This window comes from Mycobacterium appelbergii (genome assembly GCF_032883035.1).
Lineage (GTDB): Bacteria > Actinomycetota > Actinomycetes > Mycobacteriales > Mycobacteriaceae > Mycobacterium > Mycobacterium appelbergii.
On the sequence record NZ_JAMQTH010000013.1, the window covers coordinates 154985 to 174868 of the forward strand.

General features: G+C 64.9%; 20 protein-coding genes. 6 read left to right on the forward strand and 14 right to left on the reverse strand.

Going from position 1 to position 19884, the window contains the following annotated elements; all coding sequences use genetic code 11:
* Window positions 1-154: 154 nt before the first annotated feature.
* Window positions 155-1990 carry an HNH endonuclease signature motif containing protein gene (locus M1247_RS26980; RefSeq protein WP_410506951.1) on the reverse strand — a complete coding sequence of 612 codons (1836 nt, stop codon included), beginning with the start codon at window positions 1988-1990 and terminating at the stop codon, window positions 155-157.
* 243 nt (window positions 1991-2233) lie between these two features.
* Here M1247_RS26980 and M1247_RS26985 point away from each other — a divergent pair, with 243 nt between their 5' ends.
* Window positions 2234-2422, forward strand: a complete 189-nt coding sequence (locus tag M1247_RS26985) for a ferredoxin (protein ID WP_317159468.1) — start codon at window positions 2234-2236, stop codon at window positions 2420-2422.
* A 4-nt stretch (window positions 2423-2426) separates the two neighbouring features.
* Here the strand turns inward: M1247_RS26985 and M1247_RS26990 are convergent, their stop codons facing one another.
* The 11 genes from M1247_RS26990 to M1247_RS27040 all read right to left on the reverse strand — a co-directional run bounded on the left by M1247_RS26990 (window position 2427) and on the right by M1247_RS27040 (window position 12172).
* On the reverse strand, window positions 2427-2966 hold the full coding sequence (locus M1247_RS26990) for a carboxymuconolactone decarboxylase family protein (protein ID WP_317159469.1): 540 nt from the start codon (window positions 2964-2966) through the stop codon (window positions 2427-2429).
* The gene (locus M1247_RS26995) at window positions 2963-3808 is read right to left on the reverse strand and encodes a TauD/TfdA dioxygenase family protein (RefSeq protein ID WP_317159470.1); all 846 of its coding nucleotides are present in this window, start codon (window positions 3806-3808) and stop codon (window positions 2963-2965) included. The genes M1247_RS26990 and M1247_RS26995 overlap by 4 nt, the downstream gene beginning before the upstream one ends.
* Window positions 3809-3841: 33 nt before the next feature.
* Window positions 3842-4183, reverse strand: a complete 342-nt coding sequence (locus M1247_RS27000) for a hypothetical protein (RefSeq protein ID WP_317159471.1) — start codon at window positions 4181-4183, stop codon at window positions 3842-3844.
* Window positions 4180-5442, reverse strand: coding sequence for an aromatic ring-hydroxylating oxygenase subunit alpha (locus tag M1247_RS27005; protein WP_317159472.1), 1263 nt, complete (start codon window positions 5440-5442; stop codon window positions 4180-4182). The genes M1247_RS27000 and M1247_RS27005 overlap by 4 nt, the downstream gene beginning before the upstream one ends.
* Window positions 5443-5460: 18 nt before the next feature.
* Complete coding sequence (locus tag M1247_RS27010) at window positions 5461-6204, reverse strand: SDR family NAD(P)-dependent oxidoreductase (protein ID WP_317159473.1); 744 nt, start codon at window positions 6202-6204, stop codon at window positions 5461-5463.
* 16 nt (window positions 6205-6220) lie between these two features.
* Complete coding sequence (locus M1247_RS27015; protein ID WP_317159474.1) at window positions 6221-7246, reverse strand: 2Fe-2S iron-sulfur cluster-binding protein; 1026 nt, start codon at window positions 7244-7246, stop codon at window positions 6221-6223.
* Window positions 7247-7306: 60 nt separating this feature from the next.
* Window positions 7307-8749, reverse strand: coding sequence for an FAD-binding oxidoreductase (locus tag M1247_RS27020; RefSeq protein WP_317159475.1), 1443 nt, complete (start codon window positions 8747-8749; stop codon window positions 7307-7309).
* A gap of 96 nt (window positions 8750-8845) precedes the next feature.
* The gene (locus tag M1247_RS27025) at window positions 8846-9298 is read right to left on the reverse strand and encodes a MarR family winged helix-turn-helix transcriptional regulator (RefSeq protein ID WP_317159476.1); all 453 of its coding nucleotides are present in this window, start codon (window positions 9296-9298) and stop codon (window positions 8846-8848) included.
* A gap of 16 nt (window positions 9299-9314) precedes the next feature.
* Complete coding sequence (locus M1247_RS27030; RefSeq protein ID WP_317159477.1) at window positions 9315-10577, reverse strand: metal-dependent hydrolase family protein; 1263 nt, start codon at window positions 10575-10577, stop codon at window positions 9315-9317.
* The gene (locus M1247_RS27035) at window positions 10574-10894 is read right to left on the reverse strand and encodes a hypothetical protein (protein WP_317159478.1); all 321 of its coding nucleotides are present in this window, start codon (window positions 10892-10894) and stop codon (window positions 10574-10576) included. Before M1247_RS27035 ends, M1247_RS27030 begins: the two co-directional genes overlap by 4 nt.
* A 6-nt stretch (window positions 10895-10900) precedes the next feature.
* Window positions 10901-12172 (reverse strand): aromatic ring-hydroxylating oxygenase subunit alpha, encoded by a 1272-nt coding sequence (locus M1247_RS27040; protein ID WP_317159479.1) that lies wholly within the window; start codon window positions 12170-12172, stop codon window positions 10901-10903.
* Between the two features lie 142 nt (window positions 12173-12314).
* Between M1247_RS27040 and M1247_RS27045 the strand changes: the two genes are divergently transcribed.
* Both M1247_RS27045 and M1247_RS27050 read left to right on the forward strand, forming a co-directional pair.
* Window positions 12315-13757, forward strand: a complete 1443-nt coding sequence (locus tag M1247_RS27045; RefSeq protein WP_317159549.1) for an aldehyde dehydrogenase — start codon at window positions 12315-12317, stop codon at window positions 13755-13757.
* 12 nt (window positions 13758-13769) lie between these two features.
* The gene (locus M1247_RS27050; protein WP_317159480.1) at window positions 13770-14912 is read left to right on the forward strand and encodes an amidohydrolase family protein; all 1143 of its coding nucleotides are present in this window, start codon (window positions 13770-13772) and stop codon (window positions 14910-14912) included.
* On the opposite strand, the gene M1247_RS27055 is transcribed toward M1247_RS27050, so the two are convergent.
* Window positions 14909-15511 carry a TetR/AcrR family transcriptional regulator gene (locus M1247_RS27055; protein ID WP_317159481.1) on the reverse strand — a complete coding sequence of 201 codons (603 nt, stop codon included), beginning with the start codon at window positions 15509-15511 and terminating at the stop codon, window positions 14909-14911. The genes M1247_RS27050 and M1247_RS27055 overlap by 4 nt on opposite strands.
* 168 nt (window positions 15512-15679) lie before the next feature.
* Here M1247_RS27055 and M1247_RS27060 point away from each other — a divergent pair, with 168 nt between their 5' ends.
* The 3 genes from M1247_RS27060 to M1247_RS27070 are packed head-to-tail and all read left to right on the forward strand — an operon-like array spanning window position 15680 to window position 19348.
* Complete coding sequence (locus M1247_RS27060; protein ID WP_317159482.1) at window positions 15680-16849, forward strand: spirocyclase AveC family protein; 1170 nt, start codon at window positions 15680-15682, stop codon at window positions 16847-16849.
* 1 nt (window position 16850) lies between these two features.
* Window positions 16851-17660, forward strand: coding sequence for a CbbQ/NirQ/NorQ/GpvN family protein (locus tag M1247_RS27065; RefSeq protein ID WP_317159483.1), 810 nt, complete (start codon window positions 16851-16853; stop codon window positions 17658-17660).
* A complete protein-coding gene (locus tag M1247_RS27070; RefSeq protein WP_317159484.1) occupies window positions 17657-19348 on the forward strand; it encodes a nitric oxide reductase activation protein NorD in 1692 nt (563 codons plus the stop codon). The genes M1247_RS27065 and M1247_RS27070 overlap by 4 nt, the downstream gene beginning before the upstream one ends.
* A 33-nt stretch (window positions 19349-19381) precedes the next feature.
* Here M1247_RS27070 and M1247_RS27075 read toward each other — a convergent pair whose 3' ends face one another.
* Window positions 19382-19828: a MarR family winged helix-turn-helix transcriptional regulator gene (locus tag M1247_RS27075; RefSeq protein ID WP_317159485.1), complete on the reverse strand. Its 447-nt coding sequence runs from the start codon at window positions 19826-19828 to the stop codon at window positions 19382-19384.
* Between the last annotated feature and the right edge of the window lie 56 nt (window positions 19829-19884).

Sequence of the window (19884 nt, forward strand, 5' to 3'; positions counted from 1 at the left end):
GGTGGCCGGGTCATCTCGGGTGTCGGCGGCGTGGTACCCGGGTATATGCGGATCAGGCTCGGCAAGGTGGCACATGCCCCGGGGCGGGCGTGTGTCATCAGGATCGGTCCGAGGACCGCGCGGGTTCGGGGCAAGCCCCGGGCTTGCGTAGATCTCAGGGTCCGCGTGCTTGGTTGTTGCTGTGGGCGTAGGTGGTGCTGGTGGTTTGCCGGGGGTCGGGGTAGGCGCCGGTGTCGGGTTTGGAGTCGATCGCCGTGGGGGCGTCGTCGAGCCAGTCCAGGGGAATCCACGGGCTGAGCGGGGCCGGGTCGTGGAGGTCATCGGTACTCGGTGGGGTTGGGGTGGGCTGGTCATGCATGTTGGCCCATTCGCGGTCCCATTCCAGGATCGCTTCGAGGTCACATATTGGGATTGACTGGGGGTGCCAGTCGAGGTCTGCGATTGTGTTCCCGTGTGGTTCGCGTTGCGCGTTCCACTGTGGCTCGCGTCCTGTGTCGGACTTCGGTTCGGGTTCTGGCTCGCACTCCGGTTCGGGTTCTGCTTCGCGGTCTGCTTCCGGCGCCGGTTCGGGTTCTGCTTGCCGTTCTGGCTCGCACTTCGGTTCTGGCTCGGGCTTCGGGTTGGGCTCGGGGTTTTGGGGTGGGGTGAGCAGGAGTTCGGGGCGGTGGTGGTAGTTGATGCGGGCTTGGCCGTGATCCAGTGCTGGTGGGGGGTGCCAGGCGACTTCGCCGGTGTTGGTGATGGTGGTGGTGTAGCCGCCGTCGGAGTGAACCAGACGGTTGTCGGGCCCACACGCGAGGGCCATGTCATCGACGTTGGTGTAGCCACCGTCGGCCCAATCCGCCACGGCGTGGTGGACCTGGCTGCCGTAGGCACCCACGGTGCAACACGGTTTGGTGCAGCCACCGTCGCGGGCGATCAGCATGATCCGCTGGGCCGGGGAGGCGATGCGCCGGGCCCGGAAATGATTCAACGCGGATCCGGTGGCCCGGTCGAACACTGCGAGGTGGTGGTTGGCGTGGGCTGCCATCCGAATGACATCGTTGATCGGCAGCCTGGTGCCACCACCGCTGTGGCCGATCCCGGCGCGGGATTCCAAATCGTGCAGGGTGGTGCGGATGATCACCGACACGGGTAGCCCGTTGAGCTGACCGAGATCCCCGCTCATCAACGCGATCCGTCCGATGACGATCAGTGCGTCGTGTTGGCGTTGGGCCAGGCTGCGGTGATCGTTGTCGATCTGGGCCTGGGTCGGGATCCCGGTAGTACAGGGTTCCTCATCGTCGGGATTGCACATGCCGGGGGCCGCGAGCTTGGCGAACAGCACTTCCATGACTGCAGCCAGTTCGGGGCTCAGTCGGGCGGTCAGATCGGTCAGCGCGTCGCGGCCCTGTTTGGCCATCGTGACCCCGCGTTTGCGTTCACGTTCGGTCTCATCGGGTTCGGGGCCGTCCTGGTCGAGCAGAAACAACCGCAACTCGGCGGTGTCTTTGAGTTCTTTGGGCCCGACCCCGACGGCGACGCGGACCAGGTCGGCTTCAAACTGCTCACAGGTGGTGGGGTCGATAAACCCGGGCAGCCGACCGATCACCTCGCGCAGGACTTTGACGTGATCAGCGTTGATCAGCCCGGCCTGCTCGGCGGCGGCGACCGCCGCCAACAGTGGGGGCAACGGTTCACCGGTCAGGGTGCGCCGCGGCCCCAACTCGGCCGCCTCGCCCAGCCGGCGGCCGGCCTCAGCGGTCGACAGTCGCCACCGGATCCGCAGCACTTCGTTCCAGGATTTGGCCCCCAACTCCCGCGGTGAACAATCAGTTTGCAGCTGGGCCAGCAGTCGGTGGGAGACGGCGGGCACCTGGCAGCGCAGCGCCTCGTACTCATCGAGCACAGCGAACACTTCAGCGCGGGTCAACGAGCCCACCTCGCAGGCGGCGAACGCGTCAAACGCCGCCCGCAACCCCGCTATCGCCGCGACCACACCACCCTCCATTCATCGAACATACATTCGACCACCGACAAAAACAGCCCCGTCCAGCACTGCAGGGGTCACTGGGGCCAGAGGGGTCAAAGATATTTGCAGGCCCCGCATTTGGAGAGTGACGCTTGCTCGCTCTGAACCCTGAAGGGGGATTGGCGGCCAGGTGCGCGATAGGCCCTTTCGCGGTGGCGCAACGCGCGCTACAGTTTATACAAGATTGATTTGGATAAACTGTAGATTGCGATGGGTCGAGACGTGAGAATCGAAGTGGATCGGGACCTTTGCGAAGGAAACGCGGTCTGTGTCAACCTCGTACCGCACCTGTTCGAACTCGATGACGACGACTATTCGGTCGTCAAAATGGATCCGGTGCCCATCGAATTGGAAGAGCAGGCCGCGCGTGCAGTCGCCGAATGCCCCCGGACAGCGCTGAAGCGCAGTTAGCCCGTCAAGTCCGCTCGTCCTGCACTCCGAAGGTGTTGACGGCCAACGCGAGGAGTTGATACCCGCCGATGGTGAACACCAGGTCCATGCATTGTTCGCGGTCGAGGTGATCGGCCAAACGGTCCCACGTCGACTGCGTGATGGTGTTGAAGGCGACCAGATCGTCCACGGCGCGGACCACCACGTCGTCCAGCGCGTCGGCGCATCGGGCGGTGCGGATGCCGTCGATATCGTGATCGGTCAGGCCGGCCCGCTGCGCGATGGGCAGATGGTGGAACCAGAGATAGTCACAGTCGCAGCGAAGGACGATCCGCAGCAACGCGACTTCCCGAATGCGCGGCGTCAGACGAGATTCGCGTAGCAGGTAGGCATTGAACGGAAGGTAGGCGCGCGTCAGATCGAGGTGGCGGACCAACGTGGCCAACACATTGCCGGCACCCTCCGGGTTGGCCCGCTCCGCGGGGATGAGCGACGACAGCGCCGCACGGGTGCCGTCGTTCCATTGTGCAGAGGGTAAGGGCGTCAACCGAACTGGACGTGTCACTGGATCGGTTCGTCGCCGAGCACCGTGGTGCGCAGCATTTCACGTGGGGAGTTCGGGTCGTACGGGGCTGCGCGGTGCAACACTCCGCGGTTGTCCCAGATGACGGTGTCGCCGACGGACCAGCGGTGGCTGTAGACCTTGTCGCCCGCGGTGGCATGTGCGAGCAACTCGTCGAGCAGTGCCTGGCTCTCGGCGGGTTCCATGCCCACGATGTGATCGGTTGAGGCACCGAGTACCAACGACTTACGGCCGCTGCGGTGCGTCCATACCAAAGGGTGCTCGTGAGTGGGGCGTGCGCGCCACCGCATCAACTGTTCTTCGGTGGGGTCGGGATTGACCCGGCGCTGCGAGGCTTCCAGTGAGTGCACCACTCGCATTGCCTCGTAGCGCTGCTTCTCGGCATCGGGCAACGTCTCGTATGCTCCATAGGCGCTGGCGAATTCGGTCTCGCCGCCGGTTTCTGCCACGTGCACCGCGGACAGCACAGTGGCTTTCTGTGGGCACTCGTCCTTCAGCGGCGTGCACCCGTCGATATGCCAGTCGAACGTCGCCTTCAGATACGCTGCGGACGAATTCTTCGACGTGTCAAGGGTGATCGGATAGATGCCCGACACAGGATGATGACCGTCGGCGGAGTGGTCGATGTCGCCGAGCCGGCGACACAGAGCCACTTGGGCCTCGGGATCGAGGTTCAGGCCGCGGAAGACGAGGACACCGTTGTCTTCTAGCGCGTCGAGGATGGCCAGGCCGAGGCCTTCGTCGGAGGCCAGATGGTCGGCGTCCACGCCGCTGACTTCGGCACCGACGGACTCGGTGAGTTTGGTGATGGTGAGCAGACTCATCGGGGTGTCCCTATCTCTGGTTTCGGTAACGGGTCATGGCACGGGTTCACCGGTGCGGATCATCACGGCATCCGCAGCATCGACGGGGGAGGGTTGGTGCATGATCTCCACCGACATCGCCACCATGATCAGCGAATAGATCAGGTGTAGAAGATTGAGCGCATCCTCGGGAAGGCCGTCGAGCGGGAACTTGTCGCAGTACTCGATCGCCTCTTCGAGTCGTGGGAAGAATGCGTCGTAGAACTTCTCCATCTGTCTCATGTCCGACGACACACGGGCATTCCAACGTTCGGTCTCGGTGGCCAGACACCAGGTCGGAGCGAATTCTTCGAGCTCCGCGAAAGCACTGGGCAACATGGCTTCTGACATGGTCACACCCCGACTTTGTTGCGCTCGCGCTGATAGTCGTCCACCCACTCGACCGCCACCTTGTGCAGGTGACGCACCAGGATCTCCTGGTCGCTGAGCGGGAAATCGTCGACGACGCCGTACTCGAGGGCCGCCTGGGTGCCGCCGAGCATGCCCGCGTCCTGCAAGGCGAATTCCTTGAGCACCACCGCAGCGACCTCATGTTCGATGCGCTCACGCACCGTTCGGGCGGGATGAAAGTAGGTGTAGGCCTCGAAGCGATGCGTGTTGTGTGAGGTCGGCCAATACCGGTACAGCAGATACCATCCGCCGTAGATCAGGATCTCGGTATTGGGAAAGATCTGAAAGTTGCTGATGCCCCACGGCTCGATGCCACCGGGGTTCAGCCCCGCGGGCAGTTCACCGATGTCCGGGGTCCGCCAGGGGCCGACCAGCCCACTCTGCGTGGCCCGTTCGATCGGGTACATGTACTCCGGGGCCAGGAGCCAGCGGCGGGTCCCTGCGGTGGACACCACCCGGTGCGGGCCGTCGAGTTGAAAATGCCCGCAGGTGAAGCCTGCGTTGGGTTTACGTACCTCTGGCGGCACCTGCTGGGTATGCAGTGCCGGCACGTGGTAGTACTCCTGGAAGGCGTCGGCGAAGATCTTCCAGTTGCTGTTGTTGTGCGCGACCCAGTCGTAGCGCTCGGTGAGTTTGCCGAATGGATAGTCGTCCAGGCCCGTGATCATCGGGCCGAGGAACTCGCGCAGGTTCTGCCTCGGTTCGGGATCGAAGTTGATGAACACGAAGCCGTTCCACACATCGCACTGCACAGGCACCAGCCCGTAGTCGGCGCGGTCGAATCCGAAGAACCGGGAGTCCTCGGGAACGTGGGTCAGGCTCCCGTCGAGGCTGTAGCGCCAACCACACTGCCTGCACTCGAACGTTTCTCGAACCCCGGAGGCCTGCTGGTCGGCAAAGTCACTCCACACCAACTTGTTTCCGCGATGACGGCAGAGGTTGTAGAACGCCCGGATGTGGTTGTCGCTGCCCCTGACGAGAATGATCGACGCGCGGGCGGCCTCGATCTCCTTGGTCACGTAGCTGCCGACAAGCGGTGTTTCCTCGACGCGCGCCACGTTGAGCCAGGCCCGCTTGAACACCGCTTCGCGTTCGAGTTCGTAGAACTCCGGTGACGTCGAGTCGCGGAATGACACCGGGCCGGTACCTAGTTCGGGATAGTGCTCCGTCCAGGAGCCCTCGGTCGGCTTAGTCCATTGCACCATGCGAACTTTCCTTTCGTTTCACATCACTGCCCCGCCGTTCACACCGAGTACCTGTCCGGTGATGAAGCCGGCCTCCGCCGAGCACAGAAAGCCCACTGCCGCAGCGATATCCGCGCCGGATCCCAAGCGGCCCAGCGGGATGTTCCCGGCGATCTGCTCATTGGACGGCAGGTATCCGGCCGCCTGGGACTGGTGCTGCATGGGCGTCTCGATCCCCGAGGGTGGGATGTTGTTCACCGTGATGCCGTGTGCGGCGTACTCACGGGCCAGCGACTTCGTCAGCGTGATCACGGCGCCCTTGGAGGCCGCGTAGTGCGCGGCGAACGGTGATCCCCGCTGCGCACTCGAGGACGAGATCATCACGATCCGGCCCCAGTTCGCCTCGATCATGTCCGGGAGTGCGGCTCGGCAGCAGTAGAACGTGCCGGTGAGGTTGACCTCGATGATCCGTGCCCACGTCTCGTCGGTGATCTCGAGGAACGGCGAGTATCCGAATACACCGGCACTGGTGACCAGGGCACTGACGGGACCGAGTTCGCTCCGGATCTTGTCGAAGCCCTGGTTCACGGCCCGGCTGTCGGTGACGTCGACGCCGATCGCGACCGCGGTCACCCCCGCCGCCCTCAGGTCATCGGTAACCCGTTGGGCCGCAGCCTCGTCAAGGTCGACGACGGCGACACTGAACCCGCGGCGGCCGAGTTCGTGACACGTCGCCTCGCCCATGCCCGACGCGCCGCCGGTCACCACGGATACCTGCGTCATCTTGTGCTCCTCGTACTTAGTCATAGACCACCCGTATTGTGCGACTGGTCGGCAAAGACTGGCAGGTGACGACCCAACCGTCGGCGATCTCGTCGTCATCGAGCGCGTCGTTGTTCAGGATCTGGGCACTGCCCTCGGTCACCCGTGCGATACACGTTCCGCACGAACCTGTTTCACATGATGACGGGGCTCGCAGACCAGCCATGCGTGCGGTCTGCAACAACGTGTTTCCGCTCCGGTAGGGCACGGTGACCGTGCGCCGGTCCAGCTCGATGGTCACCTCTTCGGTGAGGGACGCGGCAGCTGTCGGGCTGTCGACGGTCGAGCTGACCGTGAACCGCTCAAGGCGGAGTCGGTCACCGGCGACTCCCGCTGAGATCAATGCCTTCTCGACGGTGTCCATGAACGGTGCGGGCCCGCAGACATAGAAGTCGGCATCGGCGGTTTCCGTGGCGAACGCCTCGACCTGGGCGGCCGTGACCAGGCCATGGTCGTCATCGACGTGATGGCGCACGTGGAAGCGGGTGCGGTGGCGCTGTTCGAGGTCCGTCAACGAGTCGGCGAAGATGATCGACGAGCGGCTGCGGTTGGCATAGAACAACCGGGAGGCCCGGTCGGTGGTCTCCAGGGCTGACCGCAGCAGCGAGTACACCGGCGTGATGCCGCTGCCCCCGGCGAAGGCCACCAGCTCGCGGTCCTGGTCGCCCAGCACGAACCGGCCCTGCGGGGGCGCGACGTGCAGTTGGTCGCCCGCGGCCGCGGTGGAGTTCAGCCAGTTGGACACGACGCCGTCCCGGTCTCGCTTGACGGTGATCCGCAAGTCCTCGTCGAGGGCAGGCGAGGATGACATGGAGTAGCAGCGCCGGTGCTCCCGCCCGTCCACGTGCACCAGCAGCGTGACGAACTGGCCAGGGAGATAACCGAAGTCGCTTATCGCCGGCCGGTCGAACACAAGAGATACCGCGTCCGGGGTTTCACGCACCACGTGCTTGACGCGTAGCGGCGTGAAGCCCTCGACCGGGGTGGTGACGGGATCGGACATCCACCCGAGAATATCAACTACTTGTTATCAATATCAAGTACTAGATAACATGCTCACGCGTCAGTCCGGAACTCCCTTTCCCGGGTTCATCAGCCCTCGCGGATCCAGCAGTTGCTTGAGGCCACGCATCAGGTCCAGTTCGCAGCTGTCCTTGTAGTCGGCGATGACGTCGCGCTTGGATTGTCCGAGGCCGTGCTCGGCGCTGATGCTGCCGTTGAAAGCCGCCGTCTGGTCGTAGATGACGCCGGCCAGGTCAGTCGCTCGCGCACGAAAGTCGTCGGCGTTGTATCCCGGCGGCTTGCTGAGGTTGTAGTGCAGATTGCCGTCGCCGACGTGGCCGTAGGTGACGATTCGGATGCCCGGGACAACCTTCTCGAGCGCTCGGTCGGTGCGTTCGACAAATTGCGAGATGCTGCTGACAGGGACGGTGACGTCGTGCTTCAGGCTGGGCCCCTCGTGATTCTGAGCTTCCGAAATGCCTTCCCGCAGCGCCCATAGCGCCGCGGCCTGAGCCGGTGACGATGCTATTGCTGCGTCGGCGATCAGGTCTCGCTGAACCGCTACCTCCAACACCGATGCGATCACGTCGTCGAGACCGGCTTCTGGCAGTGAATCGCTGAGCTCCACCAACGCATACCACCGATGCCGATCAGCGAACGGATCGCGGGTGCCCGGTGAGTGGCGCAGCACGAAGTCCACGCTCTGGCGAGACATGATCTCGAATCCGGTCAACCGGTCGCCTGCGACCTCGCGGACCACACCGATCAGGTCCACTGCCGATTGTGTCTCGGGTATGGCTACCCACGCCGTGGCACGGCTGCGCACCGCCGGAAACAGTTTCAGGACCGCAGCAGTGATGATCCCGAGCGTGCCTTCAGCTCCGATGAAGAGCTGTTTCAGGTCGTAGCCCGTGTTGTCCTTGCGAAGTGCGCGCAGCCCGTTCCAGATTCGACCGTCGGGGAGTACCACTTCGAGCCCGAGGGTCAAGTCGCGCATCGTTCCGTAGCGCAGCACCGCTGTGCCACCCGCGTTGGTGGCGAGGTTTCCACCGATCGTGCAACTACCTTGTGCGCCAAGGGAGAGCGGAAACATCTTGTTGGCACCGGCCGCCGCTTCCTGCACCGCCTGCAGAACCGCACCGGCTTCTGCAGTGATGGTTTGGTTGGCGACGTCGACGTCGCGTATCCGACGCATGCGGGTCAGTGAAACCAGCAGCTGGCGTCCGGTGGAGTCGGGCACGGCGCCGCCACACATCCCGGTATTGCCGCCCTGTGGAACGACGGCGGTGCCGGTCTGATGGCATAACCGCATGACTCCGGCGACCGCCTCGGTACTGGCGGGTCGCACGACGGCCAGCGCGGCCCCCGCATACGCACTGCGCCAGTCGGTGAGGTAGCCGGCCATCTCGGCCGGGGCTGTGACGATCCCGGAGGTCCCGACCACATCCGTCAAGCGTCTGATCAGGTCGCCCGGCGTCGCGGCGTCCGTGCCCGAAACAGTCACAACCCGGGATGGTAGATCCGTCTAAAGATGCATGTCCATGTGAATTTTGGTATCTATCAATGCGATACCGGTATGGATGGCGCGAAACGGGTGGGCCTAGTTTTCGACGTGATCGTCGAACAGCTCGTGTCCGGTGCCCTTTTCGACGACCTTGCTCAGCAGGTCGCGCAGCGTCTGCTGCTCCTCGTCGGTCAGCACCCCGAACACCCGTTGATGGGCGGCGATCGCGTCGCTGACCACCGCGGCGGCGACCGCGCGGCCCTCATCAGTGAGGAAGGCCTGCAGAATGCGGCCGTGCTGGGGATTCTGTTTGCGCTCGACGAGTCCGCGCTTTTCCAGTGCGGTCAGTGCCAGTTGCACGCCCTGGGGGGTGATCAGCAGCCGGCGTGCCAGCTCGGCCCCGGAGAGTCCGGGTTCGTTCGACAACTGCCGCAGCACGCCGATCTGGGCCGTGCTCACGCCGTGGTCGCTGACGGCCTCGTTCACCGTGGTCAACGAGAAGTAGAAGGCCTGCTTGAGCAGCCACAAGATGTTGTCGGTGAGTTCCATGATCCGTCCTGTGTCACTACGACGTTAGCGCAGCGGGCTGTTTGTGCACCTGCCCGTCCTTCATCACGAACGTGACATCCAGGGTGGCTGCGATGTCGGCTGAGGGATCACCGGGCACGGCGATGATGTCGGCGAGGTATCCCGGGGCCAGCCTGCCGAGTTCGTCCTGGGCGTCGATCAGCTCCGAGGCCACCACGGTGGCCGCGTGGATCGCCTGCATCGGGGCCATGCCGCGGTCCACCAACGCGCCCAGCTCCTTGGCGTTCTGCCCGTGCGGGATGGCGGGGGCATCGGTGCCGCAGGCGATACGGACCCCCGCCGCGATGGCCTTGGGCAGCATGGCTTTCGCCCGGGGGAACACCTCGAGTGCCTTCTTGCGCAGTTCGGGTGCGATGCGGTCGATGGCCATCGCGTCGGTGAGATAGGTCGTGGAGACCAGGAAGGTGCCGTGGTCGACCATCATCTGGATGGTCTCGTCGCTGGCCAGAAAGCCGTGCTCGATGCAATCGATGCCGGCGCGGATGCAGGCCCGGATCGCGGTGTCACCAACGGCATGGGCGGCGACCCGGACCCCCGCGCGGTGCGCCTCGTCGGCAATGGCGGCGAACTCGGCGTCGGAGTACTGCTGGGCACCGGGGGCGGTGCTGTGCGACATCACCCCGCCCGATGCGGACACCTTGATCAGCTTGGCGCCGTGCCGGATCTGATAACGCACACAGGCGATCACGTCCGGCACCCCGTTGGCGATGCCCTCGGCCACGGACAGGGGCATGATCCCCGGAGCCAGCCGCTGAAACACTGTCGGGTCCAAGTGTCCGCCGTACGGCGTGACGGCATGGCCGGCCGGAAAGATACGGGGCCCCGCATGCCAGCCCTGCTCGATCGCGCGTTGCAAGGCCACGTCGAGCAGGTATCCACCGGTCTTGACCATCAGACCGAGGTTGCGAACGGTGGTGAAACCGGCATCCAGCGTGGTGCGCGCGTTGACCGCACCCCGTAACGTGCGGTAGGCCGGATCGTCCTGAACGCCGTGCATGGGCGTGGGCAGGCCCTCGAGACCGCCGGGCCCGCCGATGAGCAGGTTCAGCTCCATGTCCATCAGACCGGGCAACAGCGTGACGTCGCCGAGATCGATGACGGTGGCCGGATCGGGCAGCGGCCCTGGGGGATTGACATCGGTGATGCGGTTACCCTCGACCACCACCACTGCCGGCGAACGGACTGCTCGCGCATCGACATCGGCCCACCGCGCTGCGCGCAAGACGATGCGCTCTGTCATGGAACGGGCTCGGCTACGCAGTCCAGCATCGTGGCGCCCGAATCGGGAACCCGGGGCTGCTTCCAGCATTCCGCCGGGAAGGACACGGTGATCATCGAATACAGCATGTGCATGAGCGCCAGGACGTCATCAGGAAAGTCGTCTAGCGGGAACTTGTCGCAGTAGGCGATCGCTTCCTCCGCGCGTGCGGTGATCGCGTCGTAGAACGCCTGCATGTCGGTCATCGAACTGGACAGTCGCTTGGCATAGCGTTGCGCCTCGGTGGGCAGACACCAGCCGGCGAACGGCTCGAGGTCGGCGAATTCGACTGGTAACACGGGTGATCACACTCCCACTGTCGAGGTCCGCTGCTGGTATTCGGAGATCCAGGCGGCCGTCTCCTTGTGCAGGTGCCGGAGCAGGATCTCCTGGTCGTTGAGCAGGAATCTGTCCACCGCGCGGGATTCGATCATCGTCTGGGTCGCTTCCAGCGTGTTTGCATCCTGAAGGCCGTATTCCTTGAACGAGGCGGCCGCCAACTCCTGGCCGATGCGCTCACGCGGAGTCCGCGGCTGCGGGAAATACAGGGTGCCCTCGAAGATATGGGTGTTGTACGACGTCGGCCAGTAGTGGTAGGTCAGGTACCAACCCTGGCCCCAGAACAGAATCACGAAGTTCGGGAACAACTGGAACGAATCCAGGCCCCACGGATCGCATTTCGCCGGATTCAGTCCGGCAGGCATCGGGCCCAGGTCAGGCTTGTCCCACGGGCCGAACAATCCGCTCTGACAGATGTCCTCGATGGGCTTGCGCATCTCGTCGGCCATCTCCCAGGCGCGCACGCCCGAAGTGCTCACCAGCCGATGGGGTCCGTCGAGACGGTAGTGCGGGGCCTCGAAACCGGCTTCGGCCGCCGCTTTCGAATAGGCCGTCGGCGACTGGTTCGCATGCAGAACCGGTGCGTGATAGAACTCCTGGAACGCGTCCATATAGAGCTTCCAGTTCGCGTTGACCTCTGAGCGGTACTGCCACCTGGAGGTCATCCGGTCGAACGGATAGCCTTCCAGCCCAAGGACCATGGGGCCGAGGAACTCACGCAACGACTGCTCGGGCGTCGTCGCGAAATTGACGAAGATGAACCCTTCCCAAACCTCGCAGTGCACTTTCACCAGGCCATAGCGGGACTTGTCGAGGTCGAAGAACTCCTCCTCCTGCTGTACGAAGGCCAGGTTTCCGTCCAGGTCGTAACGCCACGCGTGGTACTTGCAGGTGAACTGGCGGCACACCCCGCTGGTCTCCTCGCGCGGCATGTCATTCCACACCAGCTTGTTTCCGCGGTGCCTACAGACGTTGTGGTACGCCTTGATCTCCCCGGAGGTGGTGCGTACCAGGATGATCGAGGTGTTGGCCACGGCCAGTTCCCTGGTCACGTAGCTGCCCTTGCGGGGCAGCGACTCGACGCGGCCGACGTTGAGCCAGGCCCGTTTGAAGATCGCCTCGCGCTCCAGCGCGTAGATCTCCGGGCTGATCGAGTCCTCATAGGACACGGGTTCGGTGCCCAGTTCGGGGTAGTGCTCTGTCCAGCTGCCCTCCGGCGGCTTCGGGAAACGCGGCATCGTTACTCCTGTCCCACAGTGGCTTGGCGCCGACGCTATCTGGTCGGCAGATTAATGACAAGTAGTTGATATTCGTGTGGGTGACGGCCCATAATCGGAAGCGACTGAGGCGGGAGGATCCGCGGTGGATCAACATCTTGGAATGTGCATCGGCGTCGATACGGACTGGAGCCGAAGCGACGACGAGGCGGACACGATCGAGGTGATCTCGCCGCACACCGAGCTGCTTATCGCGCGCATCGCCGCGGCCCAGCCCGCCGCGGTTGATGCCGCGGTGGCCGCGGCGCGGGCCGCCGTTGATCACGGGCCGTGGCCCCGGACCCCACCTCAGGAGCGCATAGCGGCCGTGCGGCGCCTCGCTGAGCTCTACGGACAGCGGCGCGACGAGATGGCCGAGCTGATCTCACGCGAGATCGGCGCCCCGATCCGGTTCGCCCAGCGCGCGCAGGTCGGGTTGCCCGCGATGATGATGTCGGCGTTCTGCGGCCTCGCCGAGACATACCCGTGGCAGGACGTGCGCACCGGATTCTTCGGGTCGGATGTCCATCTCCGGAAAGACCCCGTCGGCGTGGTCGCGGCGATCGTGCCGTGGAACATGCCGCAGTTCCTGATCATCACGAAGCTGGTTCCCGCGCTGCTGGCCGGTTGTGCGGTGGTGGTGAAGCCGGCGCCGGAGTCGCCGCTGGACGCGTTGCTGCTCGCCGAGATGCTCGGGCAGGTCGGCCTGCCCGACGGCCTCGTCAGCGTCGTGCCGGGCGATGCTGCCCTCGGTGCCCACCTGGTCAGCCACCCGGGTGTCGACAAGGTGTCGTTCACCGGCTCGAGTGCCGCAGGCCGGGCCGTCGCCGCAGCCTGTGCGGGGAACCTGACGAAAGTGAGCCTGGAACTCGGTGGCAAATCTGCGGCCATCATCCTCGACGACGCCGACCCCGAGACCGTGGCTGCCGGGGTGCGCGCGGCGAGTCTGTCGAACAGCGGCCAGATCTGTAATGCGCTCACCCGAATCGTCGTGCCCGCCGCCCGCGAACAGGAGTTCGTCGATGCCCTGGCGGAACGGATGAGCGCGCTCGTCGTCGGTGACCCCGCGGACCCGGCCACCGAACTCGGTCCGCTGGTGTCGCAGCGGCAGCAGCACCGGGTGCGCGACTACATCGGGATCGGCGGCCACGAGGGTGCCCGCCTGGTGGTCGGCGGCGCCGAACAGCCCGCCGGACTGGACACCGGCTGGTACGTCCGGCCGACATTGTTCGCCGGCGCGGACAACTCGATGCGCATCGCCCGCGAAGAGATCTTCGGTCCGGTACTGACCGTCATCGCCTACCGTGACGAGGACGAGGCGATCGCGATCGCCAACGACTCCGACTACGGGCTGGCCGGTTCGGTGTGGACCGCCGATCCCGAGCGTGGCGTCGGGATCGCCGAACGTGTTCGGACCGGCACCTTCGGGGTAAACCAGGGGTACACAATGGATCCGTATGCACCGTTCGGCGGGATCAAGGACAGCGGATACGGCCGCGAACTCGGACGCGAAGGGCTCGAGAGCTACCTCGACACCAAGTCCATCGCCGTCGCGGCCGGCGCCTGAAGGGAGAACCAGATGACAACGACAGCGTCACCCCGAATCCCGGCCACCGAACGGATCGCGGTCAGGTGCGTGGACTCCGATGTGCACCCCGTGCCCGCCCGCGGCGAGCTGGGCCAGTACATCCCGGAACCGTGGCGCAGCAAGTATTACGAGGCGCGCGAGGTCGGCGATCAGATCTACTACGACGCGCCCGACTATGCGCATGCCTACGCGATGCGCGCGGACACCTTCCCTCCGGACGGCGGATTCCCCGGCAGCAGCCCCGATCTCGCGTTTCGGCAGTTGATCATGGAGGCCGGCGCCGACATCGCGATCCTGGAACCCGGCGCCTACCCCGCGCGCCTGCCCGAGCCCAATCACGCCATGAGTTGCGCACTGAACGATTGGCAGGCGAATCACTGGCTGGACAGCCACAACAACTGGCACGAGCGGTGGCGCGGATCCATCTGCGTCGCAATCGAAGCGCCGGAGGCCGCCGCACGCGAGATCGAGCGGTGGGCCGGTCACCCGTACATGGCGCAGGTGTTGATCAAGGCCGAGAACCGCCCGTCCTGGGGTGATCCGATCTACGACCCGGTCTGGGCCGCGGCCACCAAACACGACATCACCGTCAGTTGCCATCTGTCGCGCAGCCATCACGACGAGTTGCCGATGCCGCCCGTCGGGTTCCCGAGCTACAACCACGATTTCATGGTCACCTATTCACTGCTCGCAGCCAATCAGGTGATGAGCCTGATCTTCGACGGCGTCTTCGACCGCTTCCCGACCCTGCGCATCGTGTTCGTCGAGCACGCGTTCACCTGGATCCTGCCGCTGATGTGGCGCATGGATGCGATCTACGACAAGCGTAAGTCGTGGATGGACATCAAGCGTAAGCCAAGTGAATACGTCAAGGACCACATCAAATTCACCACGCAGCCGCTCGACTATCCCGAGGACAAGACCGAACTGTCGCGTGCATTCGAGTGGATGGAGTGCGAGAAGATTCTGCTGTTCTCGTCGGACTACCCGCACTGGACCTTTGACGATCCGCGCTGGCTGGTCAAGCACCTACCGGAGCATGCGCGCGAGAATGTCATGTTCCGCAACGGTATTGCGACCTACAAACTGCCCGAAACGGTTCCGGTGCTCGAAGGGCAGGTGCGGGTTTTCTAGGGCAGATTGATGGCCGATACGTACATCTCCACCATCGGTCGGTAGAGATCGACGTCGTCGAGTTCGCTTCCCAGCACCACGCCCTCGCTCGTGGCGATCAGTACCTGGGCGAACGTCAGCGGAGGCATCCGCAGCGTTGCGCCCATGCGGTCGACGCCCTCGATGATGAAGCGGCCGAGGGCCTCGACGACCTCGGCCCGTTTGGTGGCCACCCGCTCCCGTGCCTCGGGATTGCGGCGCAGGTAGAGGGTGAACTCGTGGCCCAACGCGGCATGCTCGGCGCCGCGGTCGCGGCTCAGCTGGCGCCACCGGGTGGCGATCTCGTCGAGTTCACGGGCTCCGATCTGCCGTGCCGACGACATCACCTCGGCGAAGTTGTCGAAATAGCGACGCCAGTAGCGGTCGCTCACCGCCAGGAACAGGTCCTCTTTGGTGGCGAAGTGCTTGTAGATCGCGCCTTTGGTGTAGCCGGCGACGTTTGCAATGTCGTCGAGAGTGGCTGCAGTGAAGCCCTTTTCGGCAAAGACCGCCTCTGCGGCATCCAAGAGAAGCGTGCGGGTGCGCTCCAGGCGCCGTTCCCGCGTCCATCTCTCAACCATGCCGCGATCCTGCCACAAATCTAAAATACCCCTTGGATGCTCAGATACCCACTGGTATATTTTGGTGCGGCGATGCCCGACGATCCTGTTGCGGCGAACTTTTCGCCGACTCGCTTTCCGCACTCGAGCCACGCGCGATATCGCGCAGAACCACAAGGAGGCAGCGTCGTGAGCGATCTGTCGAACAAGAAGAAGCCCCCGACGACGGAATCGCTCGGCGGAGCAGCAGCTGTCGGCGCCCAGGTGCAGCCGACGGTCAAGCCGGTCCAGATCTGGGCCGTCGTCGGTGGGGCATTGCTGGCACTGCAGTTGTATGTGTGGATCAGCTGGATCAGCGGCCCCTATTTCGAGCGGGTGCCCGGCGGCATCCACGAGCCGCCGCTGTACATGAAGATCCCGATGATCGCGAACGCGGTCGTCCTCTGGGTCGGGCTGCCATTCGCCATCTGGTGGTTCTTCATCAGACCCTGGCGGCGAGAACGACGAATCACGTTGGACGGCATGCTGTTCGTATCGATGGGTCTGATGTTCTTCCAGGATCCGTTGCTGAACTACTTCAACACCTGGTGTACCTACAACACCTGGTCGTTCAATCGCGGTTCGTGGTCCTCGAGCATCCCGGGCTGGGTTTCACCGGAAGAACCGGGCCGACAGGTCGCCGAACCGCTGCTGACGAATGTGCCAGGCTACGCCTACGGTGTCCTGCTGATCACGATCGTCGGCTGTTGGCTCATGCGCAAGATCAAGAACCGCTGGCCCAACATCAGCAACCTGCGGCTGATCCTGGCGACCTACGCGATGGCGTTCGTCTTCGACTTCATCATGGAAGCCCTCGTCATGCTGCCCATCGGGTTCTACACCTATCCGGGCGCAATCCGTTCGGTGTCGTTCAACGCAGGCACCTACTACCAATGGCCGATCTACGAGGGCCTGATGTGGGGCGGAGTCCAGGCGGCGTTGTGCTGCCTGCGCTTCTTCACCGATGACCGCGGCCGTACCGTCGTCGAGCGCGGAATCGACCGGGTCCGAGGCGGTTTCGCCAAGCAGCAGTTCGTCCGCTTCCTGGCCATCTTCGCCGGCGTCAGTGCATGTTTCTTCTTCTTCTACAACCTGCCCGCGCAGTGGATCGGCATGCACTCCGACCCGTGGCCCGAGGACCACATGAAGCGTTCGTACTTCACCGGCGGCATCTGCGGTGACGGCACCGACACACCGTGCCCCGACCCGGTGCTGCCGATCCCCACCAAGCGGTCCGGCTTCATCAACACCGACGGCCAGCTGGTCCTCCCGGAGGGCGCGCAGCTCCCCACCGTCGTGCCGTTCATGCCGGAGAACTGAGGTGCTGACCGACAACCACCGCACCGAAGCACAGGCGCCCTACTACCGAGCTGTCGGTGACGAATCCGACGTGTTCCGGGCGGCCGCCCGTCGCGGCCTACCGGTACTGCTGAAAGGGCCGACCGGTTGCGGGAAAACCCGATTCGTGGAGGCGATGGCCCACGAACTGGGGCGGGAGCTGATCACCGTGGCCGGCCACGAGGACATGACCTCGGCGGATCTGGTGGGCCGGTTTCTGCTCAAGGGCGGGGAGACGGTGTGGGTGGACGGACCGCTGACCCGGGCGGTCCGCGAAGGCGCCATCTGCTATCTCGACGAGATCGTCGAGGCACGGCAGGACACGACCGTGGTCATCCATCCCCTGGCCGACCACCGTCGCGAACTCCCGGTCGATCGGCTGGGGATCACCGTGCCCGCGGCTCCCGGCTTCCAACTCGTCATCTCCTACAACCCCGGCTACCAGAGCGTCCTGAAGAACATCAAGGAGTCCACCCGCCAGCGGTTCGTGGCCATCGAACTCGACTTCCCGCCCGCAGACATCGAAATCGACGTGGTGGCACGTGAAGCCGGAATCGACGCCGGGACAGCAGCTGTGCTGGTGCGGCTCGGCAACGCCATCCGAGGCCTGCAGGGCTCGCCACTGCGCGAGGGGTCCTCGACCCGGATGCTGATCCTCGCGGGTGGACTGGTCGCGGAGGGTCTGCCGCTGCGCAGCGCCGTGCAGGCCGCGATCGTGCAGGCGCTCTCCGATGATCCCGATATCGTGCGGGCACTCGGTGAACTCGCCGATACCATTCTGACGGGGGCATGATCACGGTCAAATCGGATGATCTGCAACGATTTCGGCTACTGGCCACCTTCGTTTCCGGCCGGGCCGTCGACGTCGCCGCGACACGGGTAGGGCAACCGGCACACACCGACGGCCGGGTCATCTTCGTCTCGCCCGGCCGACCGGACGCCGAACAACGCCGTGAGCTGATCGTGCAATCCGCGCTGCTGTCCGCAGGAAGTCTGGACGGCCGATGGGTCAGAGCCTTGCGGGGCCGGCCGTCGCTGGCGCTGCGTTATCTGTCCCTGGAAGGGTGCCGGGCGCTGGCACAGCTGGACCGAATTCCACTGGCTGCGAGCCTGTTCCCTGGTGACAGGACGGTCACCGCCGGACCCGCCGAGTCCCTCGCACTGGCCAAAGCCCGGGCCGCCGTGGCCGACCCGCCGCCGTGGTTCGGAGTCGTCAAGCCGTCGCTGCTGTTGAAGGCCGATGATGACGCCACGAGTTCGGCCTCCAATCGGACCATGTTGACATTCGATCCGACCGCGGCCGACACCGACGGCGCCGACGAGGACGATGACGATGACGACGACGACGAGGGACCGTCCGAGGACAGCAAGATCCTCAAATTGTTCGAGGCGCCAGCCTTCACCTCCAGGGTGCTCTCGGAATTCCTGCGGAAGATGTTCGGCGGGTCCAGGGCCTTCGGCGATGACGATGCAGGAGCGGAACTGCCCACCGGTTCGGTGCGTCGCGGCAGGCAGGCCGGGATGAACGCCAAGCCGCTGCCCACGCGGATCGAGTTCGGGGATGAGACGCCCGTGGGTGTGGGCGGCGCTCTCTACCCAGAATGGGACACCCACCACAACCGCTACCGACCGCAGTGGTGCCGGGTCATCGACTTTCCGCTCACCGCCGCTGCCGACGTCTCGGCGGCCAGCGTCACTGCGGATCCGGTGCTGCGCCGGCGGTTGTCGCGGGTCGGCCTGGGTCCGAAGGCGCTGCGCGGCCGTCCCGACGGCGACGAACTGGATACCGAAGCCCTGACCAGTTTGTTCGTCGACCTGCGCTGCGGACACGCGGCACCCGAACACATCTACATCGAACGGCGGAACCTGGCCCGTCACCTCGGCGTGCTGATCCTGCTCGACGTCTCGGGATCGGTCACCGACACCGACCTCGGCGGGCTGGCGGTCCACGACCATCAGCGGCAAGCCGCAGGCATACTGGCGGCGACCCTGGAGGAACTCGGTGACCGGGTGGCGGTCTACGGCTTCCGGTCGCAGGGGCGCAATTGCGTGCACCTGCCCGCGATCAAGACCTTTGAGCAGCACTTCGGCGCCGTCGAACGTGCCCGGCTCAGCCAATTGCAGCCCTTCGGGTATACCCGGCTCGGCGCCGGTATCCGGGGCGCTGGAGAGATCCTCAAAACCCAAGCGGGGACACCGCACCGGCTCCTGATCGTGCTCTCCGACGGCTATCCCTACGACGACGGCTACGACGGCCGCTACGCACACGCCGACACCGCCAAGGCCCTCGAAGAACTCCGGGCAGAAGGGGTCGCCTGCTTGTGCCTGTCGATCGGAGCGGACGCCGACGCCGATGCGCTGGGGCAGGTCTTCGGCTCGGCCAGCCATGCCGGAGCTGCCACGTTGGCGGAGCTGAGTCCGCGAATGGATGAGTTGTTCCTGTCTGCCCTGCGTGAACTCGCCGCACCGAAACCACGGTGAGACCAGCGCGGGTCAGCGCAGGACAGCAGGTGCCTAGGGGATGGCCGGTCCGCAGTCGGTGTCATCGCGACCGGCTTTGCGTAACAAGGCTTTGAGCTGCGTTTGTTCAGCGGGTGTCAGGCGGTCCAGGACCCGCTGATCGGCCACGTGGACGGCGTTCTCGGCGCGCGTGAGTAACGCGCGGCCCGCCGCGGTGAGTTCGGCGGGCAACGCCCGACCGGCGGCTGCGCTGTCGGGGCGGTGCACGGCGCCTGCGGCCTGAAGGCGGTGGAGCAGCTGATTGGTCGCCTGCGCGGTGACGTGGGTGTCGCGGGCGAGGTCGGCGTTCGTGAGCCCGGGATGCAACGAGATGATGCGCAGGCAGACGAACTCCGCCAGTCCGAGGCCGATCGGAGCGAGAGCCGTGGCCACTTCCGGGCGTAGGGTGGCGGCCACCCGGTGCAGCAGGTATCCCAGCGGCTCACTGTCCGTGGCAGTCATAGCTGGCATCTTGACATGCGCTGCCGGCCTCGACGTGTCCGATCGGCCACTCCGTT